The sequence below is a fragment of the Mycoplasmopsis primatum ATCC 25948 genome, assembly GCF_000702785.1.
Classification (GTDB): Bacteria; Bacillota_I; Bacilli_A; order Mycoplasmatales; family Metamycoplasmataceae; genus Mycoplasmopsis; species Mycoplasmopsis primatum.
The window spans coordinates 1-12,278 of the sequence record NZ_JNJV01000008.1 but is presented as its reverse complement, the minus strand read 5'-3'; the positions used below and the strand labels follow the sequence as shown (position 1 = coordinate 12,278).

General features: G+C 28.9%; 14 protein-coding genes. 10 read left to right on the top strand and 4 right to left on the bottom strand.

Going from position 1 to position 12,278, the window contains the following annotated elements; all coding sequences use genetic code 4:
• Nucleotides 1-5 precede the first annotated feature (5 nt).
• The gene (rpsB, locus tag T386_RS0101550; protein ID WP_029513424.1) at nucleotides 6-1,010 is read right to left on the bottom strand and encodes a 30S ribosomal protein S2; all 1,005 of its coding nucleotides are present in this window, start codon (nucleotides 1,008-1,010) and stop codon (nucleotides 6-8) included.
• 555 nt (nucleotides 1,011-1,565) lie between these two features.
• Here rpsB and T386_RS0101545 point away from each other — a divergent pair.
• From T386_RS0101545 to T386_RS0101500, 10 genes are all read left to right on the top strand, one after another.
• Nucleotides 1,566-2,006 (top strand): hypothetical protein, encoded by a 441-nt coding sequence (locus T386_RS0101545; protein WP_029513423.1) that lies wholly within the window; start codon nucleotides 1,566-1,568, stop codon nucleotides 2,004-2,006.
• A 7-nt stretch (nucleotides 2,007-2,013) separates the two neighbouring features.
• Nucleotides 2,014-2,814 carry a F0F1 ATP synthase subunit A gene (locus tag T386_RS0101540; protein ID WP_029513422.1) on the top strand — a complete coding sequence of 267 codons (801 nt, stop codon included), beginning with the start codon at nucleotides 2,014-2,016 and terminating at the stop codon, nucleotides 2,812-2,814.
• Between the two features lie 8 nt (nucleotides 2,815-2,822).
• Nucleotides 2,823-3,050 carry an ATP synthase F0 subunit C gene (atpE, locus tag T386_RS0101535; RefSeq protein WP_029513421.1) on the top strand — a complete coding sequence of 76 codons (228 nt, stop codon included), beginning with the start codon at nucleotides 2,823-2,825 and terminating at the stop codon, nucleotides 3,048-3,050.
• 3 nt (nucleotides 3,051-3,053) lie between these two features.
• Nucleotides 3,054-3,617 carry a F0F1 ATP synthase subunit B gene (atpF, locus tag T386_RS0101530; protein WP_029513420.1) on the top strand — a complete coding sequence of 188 codons (564 nt, stop codon included), beginning with the start codon at nucleotides 3,054-3,056 and terminating at the stop codon, nucleotides 3,615-3,617.
• Nucleotides 3,618-3,619: 2 nt separating this feature from the next.
• The gene (gene atpH / locus T386_RS0101525) at nucleotides 3,620-4,180 is read left to right on the top strand and encodes an ATP synthase F1 subunit delta (protein WP_029513419.1); all 561 of its coding nucleotides are present in this window, start codon (nucleotides 3,620-3,622) and stop codon (nucleotides 4,178-4,180) included.
• Nucleotides 4,173-5,756 (top strand): F0F1 ATP synthase subunit alpha, encoded by a 1,584-nt coding sequence (atpA, locus tag T386_RS0101520; RefSeq protein WP_029513418.1) that lies wholly within the window; start codon nucleotides 4,173-4,175, stop codon nucleotides 5,754-5,756. The genes atpH and atpA overlap by 8 nt, the downstream gene beginning before the upstream one ends.
• Before the next feature lie 5 nt (nucleotides 5,757-5,761).
• Nucleotides 5,762-6,625 carry an ATP synthase F1 subunit gamma gene (gene atpG, locus T386_RS0101515; protein WP_029513417.1) on the top strand — a complete coding sequence of 288 codons (864 nt, stop codon included), beginning with the start codon at nucleotides 5,762-5,764 and terminating at the stop codon, nucleotides 6,623-6,625.
• Between the two features lie 49 nt (nucleotides 6,626-6,674).
• Nucleotides 6,675-8,177, top strand: coding sequence for a F0F1 ATP synthase subunit beta (gene atpD, locus T386_RS0101510; RefSeq protein ID WP_029513416.1), 1,503 nt, complete (start codon nucleotides 6,675-6,677; stop codon nucleotides 8,175-8,177).
• An 11-nt stretch (nucleotides 8,178-8,188) separates the two neighbouring features.
• Entirely contained in the window at nucleotides 8,189-8,605 is a 417-nt protein-coding gene (locus T386_RS0101505; RefSeq protein ID WP_029513415.1) for an ATP synthase delta/epsilon chain alpha-helix domain-containing protein, read from the top strand.
• Between the two features lie 112 nt (nucleotides 8,606-8,717).
• Nucleotides 8,718-9,629: a hypothetical protein gene (locus T386_RS0101500; protein WP_051622764.1), complete on the top strand. Its 912-nt coding sequence runs from the start codon at nucleotides 8,718-8,720 to the stop codon at nucleotides 9,627-9,629.
• Nucleotides 9,630-9,747: 118 nt separating this feature from the next.
• Here T386_RS0101500 and T386_RS0101495 read toward each other — a convergent pair whose 3' ends face one another.
• From T386_RS0101495 to T386_RS0101480, 3 genes are all read right to left on the bottom strand, one after another.
• On the bottom strand, nucleotides 9,748-10,254 hold the full coding sequence (locus T386_RS0101495) for a hypothetical protein (RefSeq protein WP_029513413.1): 507 nt from the start codon (nucleotides 10,252-10,254) through the stop codon (nucleotides 9,748-9,750).
• 185 nt (nucleotides 10,255-10,439) lie between these two features.
• Nucleotides 10,440-11,198 (bottom strand): glycerol-3-phosphate 1-O-acyltransferase PlsY, encoded by a 759-nt coding sequence (gene plsY / locus T386_RS0101490; RefSeq protein ID WP_051622763.1) that lies wholly within the window; start codon nucleotides 11,196-11,198, stop codon nucleotides 10,440-10,442.
• Between the two features lie 360 nt (nucleotides 11,199-11,558).
• Nucleotides 11,559-12,236, bottom strand: coding sequence for a sugar-phosphate nucleotidyltransferase (locus tag T386_RS0101480; RefSeq protein WP_156935925.1), 678 nt, complete (start codon nucleotides 12,234-12,236; stop codon nucleotides 11,559-11,561).
• Between the last annotated feature and the right edge of the window lie 42 nt (nucleotides 12,237-12,278).

Genomic DNA, 12,278 nt, shown 5'->3' with positions numbered 1-12,278 from the left:
ATTATCTATTTTTGTTCAGCATTTTCTTCTGTGCTAACTTTTCTTACTCTTGGAGTTCTAACACTTTTATCTGAATTTGCTTCTGTTGAATTAGAATTGCCTTGTTCATTATAGTTTCTTCTTTGATTGTTATATCTATTGAATCTAGGATTTTGAGGTTTTTCAGATTTAAATTCAGGTAAGATGATATTTTCATCTGGTTGATAAGCAAATTTAGATTTTCCGCCCCGAGCAACCGCGATAGCATCAGCCAAAATAGTAATTATAAGAGCAATACTTTTTGCTGAATCATCATTAGCTGGAATTCCAAAGTCAACTGAGTCAGGATCAGAATTTGAATCAAGAATACCAATAACTTTAACACCTTTGCTTCTAGCTTCTTTAACAGCTATAGCATCAACAATAGGATCAGCTACAATCATAAATTCTGGGCGAGATTGCATTTTTCTAATTCCTTCAAGGTTTTTATGAAGTTTGTCAAGTTTTTTTTGTTTTAAAAGACCTTCTTTTTTAGGATAACCTTGATAGTTTTTAGCAGCTAATGCTTCTAATTCTTCCATTGTCTTAACTCTTTTGAAAATTGTTGCTGAGTTAGTTAATGTACCACCTAATCATCTTTCTGAAACGTAAAAACTACCAGTTCTTAAAGCGTTATCTTTAATTGTGTCTTTTGCTTGTTTTTTAGTACCTACAAAAATAAATGATGTATGTGGGTTCTTTGAAACAAATTTAAGCAAAATATTGTAAGCGAATTCAAGACGTTGAAGGGTTACATTTGTATTAATCATATGCATTCCTCTTTTTGCTTGAGGATACAAGAATTCCTTCATCTTAGGATTTCACATACTTTTTTTATGACCAAAATATGTGCCAGCTTCTAATAATTTTTCTTTTGAAACAATGTTTAATTTAACATCTTTAACATCTTTATTTGATTTTTCTTTTTTGTTTTCTGTATTTTCTGTTGTATTTTCAACTTTTGAATCTACATTTGTTTTAGTATTTTCCATAAAAAATAAATTCCTTTAGTTTGTTATATCGTCCTATTATTTCGAACACCTAGCACCCTTTCTGTGGGCACACCCAAGCGAATCCATAATAGTGCTTCTAAATTGAATATTCATTATTCAAACATTCAATTAAATAAATATATTGTAGTAATATATAAATTCTTTTATATTTTATCATATAATCAAAATTTGAATAGCAGGTTTATTGTTTATTTTTAGCAATGTTTTTATTGTTTTTAGCATCAAAAATTAGTTTTAAAGTTGAAACCACGAAACATCAAAAATTGCAATAATATTTATTGCTTATTTTTTAATAATCTTTATTTTGTATTTCAAAAATATCTCTGTTTTATAAGCATATTAGTCAAATGATACTTAATATTTTGCTATCTAATTTTTATATATTTTTATTTTTATTACTTTGATAACACCTTTTAATTCAACACAAGAAAGTTCGGTACAATTTAACTTTTTTGATATAAAAAAATAAATATCAAAATGGTATTATAATAATTGTATGTTATTACATTAATAACATATACAGGGAATAAAAAAATGACATCTAAAGAGTGTAAAAAAATTACATCATTATTTTTTGTTTTAACTTTAAACATTAGTGCTCTCTTGATTTGTTTTTACAATATCTTGGGGCTTTCACTGTTTTTAGGTTTTGCTATTGGTGCTGCATTTTCGTTTTTGTTGTTTTGAATAAAAGAAGCAATGTGCTATTCTATTCTATCTACAAGTAAAAAAGCGGCCATTGCTAAGAATATACTTTTTTACACTATTACTTTTATACTGATATTAGCATTAACAGTAGGACTAATTTATCTAAATAACTTTTCTATTATTAGAAACCATAATATTTTTAATAAATATAGTTTTCAAATAATATTTTATCCAATTAATATGATCAGTTATTTATTTGGATTGTCTATACTAAAAATTAGTATTTTTTTGTCGTTTATAAACATTAAAAAAAGAAAGGAGGCCTAAATTTTATATGGAAGAAAATATTTTTGACCAATGAATTAACGGTGGCTATGCCGATTGAAATCAAAAACAATTACTGTCATTAATAATTTTAGTTTTAATTTGCTTAGTTTTTTCATTAGTTGTTTATTTTAAAGTTAAAAAAGAAGCTAAAAAAGATAAAGCCCCATCAGGTTTTTTATTTGTTATGGAAGGCTATGTTAATTTTATTGATAAAACGTATGATGAAAATACACAGGGCAAAATTCCTAAATCAAGATTTTATATTTTTGGACTAGCAAATTTTTTACTAATAGGAAACTTGCTTGGTTTATTGGGACTAGAGCCCATTGCGACCTCGTATTCAATCACACTAACATTGGGACTGATTTCATGGCTTGGTATTTATGTAACTGGCTTGATTTATCAAAAGTGGCGTTTCTTTAAAAATAAATATTCTAACCCAATAGAAATCATTGGCCAGTTTTCGCCATTGATATCTATTAGCTTTCGGGTATTTGGAAATATAATTGGTGGAAGCACCATTATGCTTATGATTTACTCATTTTTTGGTTGATTATGATCTCTAATGATTCCAAGTTCTCAACCTTGGCCATTATTAGGTTTAGTTATCACACCATTTTTACATTTATATTTTGATTTATTTAGTGCCTTCATTCAAACTCTTGTTTTTTGTTCATTAACATCAATATGATGAGCGCAAGAAGCAGATGTTGAAAGTGTAGAAGTTGCTCCGACACAGGAAGCAAATTCATTAACTAATATAAATTCAGAGATTAAAAAAATTAATGTGGCTCAACACATTTATTAGGAGGAAATATGGATAAAGGTTTAATTGCTGTAGGCGTTGGTATTGCAATGCTTGGTGGTTTTGGAGTTGGTTTAGGACAAGGACTTGCTGCTGGTAAAGCAGTTGAAGCAGTTGGTAGAAATCCAGAAGCTGCTAACAAAATAAGATCAATGATGCTTATTGGTCAAGCTGTTTCTGAATCAACAGGTATCTACTCACTTGTTATTGCTATTCTATTAATGTTTGCTTTTAAATAATTTATGAATAACATTATCCAAAGTTTTGCTATTAATTTAAACACTGTTGCGCAAAGCAGTCTTAAGGATGAATTAAAAGAAAAATTTAAAACAATTTTTCCAACATATCCGATGGTCATATCAACATTAGTGGCTTTAGTTTTAGTTATTTTAATTTTATGATTTTTACTTCATAAGCCTATAAAAAAGGCTATTAAGGAAAGACAAGCATATATTCAAAATAATATTGATGAAGCTAAAAAAACTAATGATTTATCGCAACAAAAATTAAAGGATGCAAACAAAAGATTAGAGCAAGCATACACCGAAGCTGATGAGTTGATTAAAAATGCTAAACTTCATGGCGAAAGTGTGATTGCTGAATATACAGACAAAGCGAGAGTTGAATCAAAAAGAATGATTGAAAAGGCGCAATCAGAAATTAATTTAGAACGCCTAAAAATGAAAAATGAATCAAAAGCTAATATAGCAAAAGCAGCGGTTGAAATTTCTAAGAAGATTATTCAAAAAGAAGTTTCTAAAAAGACACAAGATGAAATTATCAACAATTATCTTAAGGAAGAATAATCATGTATGTTAAAGCAAACGCTGATGGTTATGCATTAGCATTATATGATCTTCATAAAGAAGAAAAGAAAATTTCTTCTACATATGAATTTATTGTTGCTTTTTATGATTCAATAGTTCAAGATAAAAATATTATTAATTTTTTAGCTAATGCTAAGATACCCAAACAAGAAAAATACAATGTGGTGGAATTATGGGCTAAAAATGATAGTACTTTAAAAACATTTATTACTTTTTTAAAAGTTATTATAGATAAAAATGCTTCTAATATTTTATTAAGAATTTTATCTATTTACATTTCACGTGTTGAAAAAGATCTTAATATTTTAAGAGTTAAATTTATATCTGCTCTACCTATTGCTCAGAATACTTTGGCTAAAATTATTAAAAAGTTAGAGCTTCAATATAGCAAAAAAGTAATTTTAAAAATATTTATTGATAAGTCCTTAATTTCGGGTTTTAGAATTGAAATAAACAATGAAGTTATCGAGCAAAATATTAAAAATGATTTAGATAAAATAAGCAGATTAATCATAAATGAAAAAGGAGGTTTAAATGACTAGTCAAAAAGATGATATCAGTGCTATTATAAAAGATAGAATTAGATATTTTGATTCTAAAGTTGATTACAATGAAGTCGGCACAATTGTAACTATCGGTGATGGAATAGCATTAATTAATGGCCTTGATAAGGCTAAAAATGGTGAAATTATCAAATTTAAAGATGATATTTATGGTCTAGTTTTAAACCTTGAAGAAGAAGTTGTAGGGGTTGCTATTTTTGGTGATGCTTTTAAACTCAGTGAAGGTGATACTTGTCACAGAACCGGTGAAGTTATCTCAATACCAGTTGGTGATGCTTTAACTGGTAGGGTGATTGATGCACTTGGAAATCCTATTGATGGCAAGGGAGCAATTAAAACTAAATCAAAAAGAGAAATATTTAAAGTAGCTCCTGGGGTTATGAGTAGAGAAGAAGTTAACTGTCCACTTGAAACTGGTATTATTGCGCTTGATTCGATGATTCCTATTGGAAAGGGACAACGTGAGTTAATTATTGGCGATCGTCAAACTGGTAAAACAGCTATTGCTATTGATACCATAATTAATCAAAAAGATAAAGATGTTAAGTGTATCTATGTTGCTATTGGTCAAAAGAACTCTACCGTAGCTCAAATAGTTAAAAAGTTACAAGATTCAGGTGCTATGGAATATACCACTGTTTTAATTTCAGGTGCTTCAGAATTAGCACCACAACAATATATCGCTCCTTATTCAGGCACTACTATTGCAGAAGAATGAATGGCGCAAGGCAAAGACTGTTTAATTGTTTATGACGATTTATCTAAGCATGCGATTGCTTATAGAACATTATCATTATTATTAAGACGCCCACCCGGACGTGAAGCATATCCTGGTGATGTGTTTTATTTACACTCACAATTGCTCGAAAGAGCAGCTAATGTGAATAAAGAATATGGCGGTGGTTCAATTACTGCATTGCCAATTATAGAAACCCAACAAGGTGATATCTCGGCTTACATTCCAACTAATGTTATTTCAATAACTGACGGTCAAATTTTTACACGTGAAAATTTATTCCATGCCGGCCAAAGACCAGCAGTTGATGTTGGTTTTAGTGTTTCGCGTGTTGGATCAAGTGCGCAAATTCCAGCAATGAAAGAAGTAGCAAGTTCACTAAAATTGGAATTAGCTCAATACAATGAAATGCAAGCATTTGCCCAATTTGGCTCAGACCTTGATGAATCAACTTTAAAGATTTTAAAACATGGTGCAAAAGTGTATGAGGTTATAAAACAAGAGCAATATTTTCCAATTAATCAATATGCACAATGTGCCATATTGTTGGGTGTAAAAGAAAGAATTATCAATCCACTTCCTGTTGAGCAAATTCGCAGATATAGAGACGAAGTTATTAAATTTATGACCAAAAATATCGAAGGTCTTGAAATTGTGAAAAAAATAAAGGCTAATGGCAATAAATTTAATGATGAAATTAAACAAGCATTAACTAATCAATTAGTTGTTATCGTAAATAAAATTATTGCTTCATTGCACAATTATAAGAGTGAAAACGAAACGCCAATGCCTAGCAAATATGTGCTAAATGATAAGTAGGTATAATGGCAAGTATTCAATCAATTCAAAACAGAATTAAAACAGTTAATTCAATCAGAAAAATTACTCATGCGATGGAGTTAGTGTCTTTTTCAAAACTTAAAAAAGCTAAAAATGCTTATGATGAAGTAGCAAAATATGACTTATTAATTCAAGAAACATTTAAAAAGATTTTTGAAAATCTTTATGAAGACGAATTACAAGACTTAATAAATTCTCGAAGCAAAAATGAGAACAAACTATATATCATTATATCTAGTGACCTTGGACTAGCAGGTAGTTATAACTCAAATATTATCCGTTTATCAAAAAGTTTAATCAAACCTGATGACAAAATAATAACTATTGGCTCGTATGCTAAAAAAGCATTAAATCAAAGTTATCCTTTGCAAAATATGGATTTTGCTAATCATAGCTATGATAAAAATAAAAGTCAATTAGTTAAAAAAATAGTTAAAAAAGCTTTTAGTTTATATAATAAAAATGAAATTGGTTCAATTAACATTATCTATACTAAATTTATAAATAATTTAGTTCAGCAAGAAGTTTGTGAAAAAATTTTTCCTTTTGACGAAGAACAAATTAAAAATTATATAGATAATCATTCTAAGGACTATAACCTTGAATTTGAACCAAATCCTAAAAATATTATTCAGGAAGCTATACCACTATATGTTGATTCCAAAATATATTTAGCAATAGCAGATGCTCAAATCAGTGAACAAGCTGCTAGAAGAATCGCTATGGAAAATGCTACCGATAATGCTGATAGTTTAATTAATGATTTAGATATGGAATTTAAGAGAAAGCGGCAAGCCAAAATCACAAATGAAATTATTGAAATTATTTCAGGAGCTGATGCAGTTTAATTTTTCATTATTCGTTTGTTTTATAGGTAAATAGATGAAAGGAAACAGTATGACAAAAGTTGTAAAAAATAAAAATAAAACAGTCTCATCTGATGCTGAATTAAATCACAGCATTGGTGAAGTGGTGCAAATTGTTGGACCAGTTGTTGATGTTAGATTTCCAAAAGGTTTTTTACCAGCATTACTAAATGCTTTAACAATTGATGCTGAAGGACAAACATTTACTTTGGAAGTTGCTCAACACATAGGTGATGATACTGTTCGTGCTATTTCAATGGTTTCAACTAACGGTTTAAGTCGTGGCCTTAAAGTAATAAATACTGGGAAACCTATCAGCGTTCCAGTTGGCAAAGAAGTATTAGGTAGAATGTTTGATGTTTTAGGCAATCCAATTGATTTAAAACCTAAACCAACAGGCAAACAAATGCCTATTCACGCACCTGCTCCAACATATGAACAACAAAGTACAGAAAGCGAAATACTTGAAACTGGTATCAAAGTGGTTGATTTGTTAGTTCCATATGTTAAAGGTGGAAAAATCGGTCTTTTTGGTGGCGCTGGTGTAGGAAAAACTGTTTTAGTTCAAGAATTAATTAATAACATAGCTAGTCAACATGGCGGTTTATCTGTTTTTGCTGGTGTTGGTGAAAGAACTAGAGAAGGAAATGACTTATACAACGAAATGAAGGCATCTGGTGTGCTCGATAAAACAGCATTAGTTTTTGGTCAAATGAATGAGCCACCCGGAGCTAGAATGCGCGTTGCTCTTTCAGGCTTAACCATGGCTGAATATTTTAGAGATGTTGAAAAGCAAGATGTCTTGTTATTTATTGATAATATTTTTCGTTTCACGCAAGCTGGTTCGGAAGTTAGTGCTCTATTAGGACGTATGCCAAGTGCTGTGGGTTATCAACCTACTTTAGCTACTGAAATGGGTCAGTTGCAAGAAAGAATTGCTTCAACTAATAATGGTTCGATTACATCGGTGCAAGCGGTTTATGTGCCTGCTGATGATTTAACTGACCCAGCTCCTGCTACTACATTTAGCCACCTTGATGCTAAAACTGTGCTTGATAGAAATATTGCGGCTCTTGGAATATATCCAGCTGTTGATCCACTTGAGTCTTCTTCGAGATTACTTGACCCTCTTGTAATTGGCCAAGAACACTATGAAACAGCCAGAAAAGTAGTTTCTATACTTCAACGTTTTAAAGAGTTGCAAGACATTATTGCTATTTTAGGTATGGGCGAATTAAGCGAAGAAGATAAAAAAACAGTTGCCAGAGCTAGAAGAATTAGAAACTTTTTAAGCCAACCTTTTACTGTTGCTGAAAAATTTTCAGGCAAAACTGGTAAATACGTTAAAAGAGAAGATACTGTTAAAAGTTTTAAAGAAATCTTAGATGGCAAATATGATGAATGCCCAGAAGAATTATTTTTATATGTTGGTTCTATTGAGGATGTTCAAGAAAAATATAATGCATGACTAAAAGAAAATAATAAAGCAACTACTAAGGAAGATGAATCTAATTCAAGCAAGGCTAATAATTAGATTAGAACATTATGGAAAAATTTTTAAATTTAAAAATTATCACACATGCTAAAACTTTTTATAATGGCAAGATATTAGCACTATCATTACGAACAAAAAGTGGTGGTGAAATTGTATTGCAACCTAATAGAAGCGAGTTTTTATCTACTATTGATATATGCAAATTAATTTTTTGAACATATCCAGAAAAAAAGAAGATCGTTCATTCAATTAGTGATGGTATTGTTTTTGCTGATAGCCAAAAAGTTAACATAATCACCGATGATATTATCCTTGATAGCGACATTGATTTATTAAGGGCAGAATATGATCGCGATCAAGCTATGGAAGGGATCAAAAATACTAAGGATTCAGATTCGTTAAATTATTTAGAAATTAAATTGCGTAAAGCAATTAATAGAATTAATATTTACAATGAATCAAAATAATAATTCAAATACGAATAAAAAGTATCTATTGCTAATGTAGATATTTTTTTAATTTATTCCCAATAAATAATATAAAATGATATATAAATAATTAGTATTTAAGGAGAATGATATGTGATCAAAACTTCATAATTTTTACTCTCAGGTTATAGAAATTCCACAAGCAGGTGGACTTTATCATATTCTATACGTGTGCTCAGCAATTGCATTAACAATTTTCTTGTTATTTGCTTTCCAAAAAGCTAATAGGAAAATGGTACGTGGCGCTATGATCTTCACATGAATATTCATATTTTTAAATGAAATAATATTTAGACAATTTGTTCAAATTGCAAAGATAAAAACACTTGAAGGCGCTATTTATGATGCCACATTTGCGCCTGTTCAAATAATTTCGTTATTCTTGTGAATTTTGCCACTTTATTTTGCTATTCCAGTTCGCAAATGAGAAAAAGTTATTTTACCTTTTATTGGAATTTCTGGTCTAACAATTGGAGGTTTTGTTTTAGTGTGTCCAGCCTTTATTTTTAATAAAAACATACCAAACAATACATATTATATGATGACGGCAGTATTTACCTTCGCATTAAGTTGCTACATTATATTAAAGGGTAAATTAGCTATTAATGACTGAAAAACATATACATTCCAATTATTATTTATGTCAGCAATTATTTTAATATCAATATTATTAAACGAAATAGTTTACAGAGACACATCTAATGCTAATGTACTTAAAGGTTGAAATTTTGCTTACATATCGCATAGATGAGAACCATTACCATATTACAATGACTTTGTTACTAATGGTTTTATTAAAGACACTAATACTAATTTAGGCTTGTTTGTTGCGTTGTTTGTAGCTGGTTTAATTGTGTTTCCAATTATTCCATATGCTTCATTCTATATGTTATTTAGACCATTTGTTAAATCAATTGATGATAGAATTCTTAGCAACAATAAAACAAAAGAGGTTTCTAAAACTTCTTGCCCAGTGCAAAAAGATTCACTAACAAATAATTAAAGTAAAAAATTCTAGCTTCAATGCTAGATTTTTTAATGCTATAAAAAAGAACCTTGCTATATTTAATAGCAAGGCATGCAAAATTCTTCCTAATTATTAATTTGACTCTAATTCACTGTTAAATACTGACACTAGATGCTTGAGCGTTATTTTCAGCTTTCTTTTTTCTAATCAATACTAATTTAGGCAAATTCTTTTGATTTGTTATATTCTCCGAGATTGCATTAACAACGCTCAATTGGTCTTTAATTGAGAGATAAGGCATTCTAGCCATGTTTTCTCACTTAGTTTGTATTTTTGATATAAGCTCATCGTAGTCCATTTTGTAAATCACTGACAAATCAATTGATTTAGCTAATAGTATATTGGCTGTTTCGCCATTGTCGAGAATTCCGTCTTCAGTATCCAAATTAACAATGCTTTGATTGTCTTCATCTTCATTTTTAGCAAGCATGCCAGAAACGAAGTAAGCGCAGTTTTCGTCCTCAGCTATTAGTACTATTACATTTGTTTTTAATTTATTATCTCCCTTTACTTTTTCTACAAATTCTGGTACTAATGCTATCGGTTTTAAAATAGGAAGAACCTTAATTTTTTGTTCTAAATTTTCGTTATTATTTTGCATATAATCATTCTATAAAATGCAATATTTTACTTTTTCATACTTTTTTCCTTTTTGCTCAAAAGTGGAAAACTTTGAAAAATATCGATTTTAGTATTTAAAAACTGCGTTTTTTTGGTTTTTTAAGATATTTATGCTGTGTATAAAATGTTTATAAACAAAAATATAAAAAATAAATCATTACTGATTTATTCATTTTGCTTATTTTCAGCGCAATTATTTGCTTTGTTTTTGACTGAAAATTTGCTTTCTGTATGATTAATTAATTTAGTTATGTTGCTATGATGACTGCTAATAACTAATGCGGCAATTATTGTGTATATAATAGGCGTTACATATCAATATGGAACCATTTCAATAAACTGATGACTTAATTGCACGTTGTTAAATCAAAAACCTAATATACCACTTATCATTCAGGGCATTCAAAAGAAAATAAGTAAGATCGCAGCTGTTAAAATTGAAGCCAGTGAAACATATTTGCTTATTTTAACTATTAATACAAACGCTATGAAAGCAATCAAAAAAATTAAAATATTGACCGATATAATTACGCCAATTGAACATGCAACACCTTTGCCCCCTTTAAATTTATAATAAATAGGAAATATATGACCCAACACAACACCTAGACCAAAAGACTGTGGACTAACAAAGTATTTATTTTGCACAAATTCATGAACAGGTAAAACATGATAAAAAATACTACTTAAAATAATAACCGGAATAGCTGTTTTAAAAACATCGATAATTAAAATTAATACAGCAAATTTAGTACCATATGTGCGCAAACTATTAGTTGCACCAGCATTTTTGCTGTTATGATATCTAATATCATCATGTTTGATTTTTTTACTTAAAATAATAGATGTATTCAATGAACCTAGTGTCAAATAGCCAAATAAAATTAATGCTATATTGAGTAATATGCTATATAAAATATTCATAATGTTTTATATTTTACACATTTAGACCTAGAATACAAAAATTATTGTTTACATTAATGTCGCGGATAAGTAAATATTTCTATTAGATTGATAGCATATCTTAGATTCATAAAATTCATAAACTCAATTATGAAAATTTGAGATTGCGTCATAGTAATAAATATTAATTTAAATCACTAATTTTGGTGCTATTAGTAAGATGTTTTATACTTTTATTTAGCACAACGCCAACAGTCTCAAGTGTGTTTATATATCAATTAATAAGTCATAAATCTTTTCATTGATTAGATGGGCGTTTATTTTTTTAGATATGAAAACAAGTTTATTTATTAGACTATTTGAAATTTTAATTTCAACCATTTAACAATATTCCTTATTATCTTTTTTATAATTAACGCCGTTTCATACTTGAATATCATCTTCAAACAAGTCATTACATATTCACATAGAAGCAAAAGAAGGACGATCTAAATTTAGAACGTCATAGTTCAAATAGTCTTTTGTAAAACACATTCTTCTTTTTAAATGGATGTATTGTGGTCTTTTAAATTTTTGTAACATATCGCAAAATTTTTCGCTGTTTAGTGCTTGAATTCCAAAAATTAATGCTCATGGTTTATTAAATTCTAACAAGCGTTCTAATAATTTATGTTTGTTTCTAAAAGGTGGGTTTGAAATAATTATGTCCCATTTTTGTTTAGGAGTATATTTATAGAAATCTTTATCTTCAAGTATATGAGATGAAATAACTTTATAACCATTCTTTTTAAAAACTGATACAAAGTTTGAATCGGGCATATCAAAAGGACATCAAATAACTTTATCTTTTGAAATATTGGCTTTATTAATAAAATGCTGAACATCTTCCTTAGTGGTATATCATTCATCATCATTAGCATATCGAAAGGCTTTGGTTATATCATTTTTTGATCTAGCTTTTGTTGAAGCAATATATTCAACAATAAATCTTTTTTTGCCTTCATCAACATTTGGTAATTTACCATGAATAATGTCGCTTATTTCTTCTAAAAATTTCATAAATATCTCTTCTATTTTGACCTTATTTCAATATATTTATTC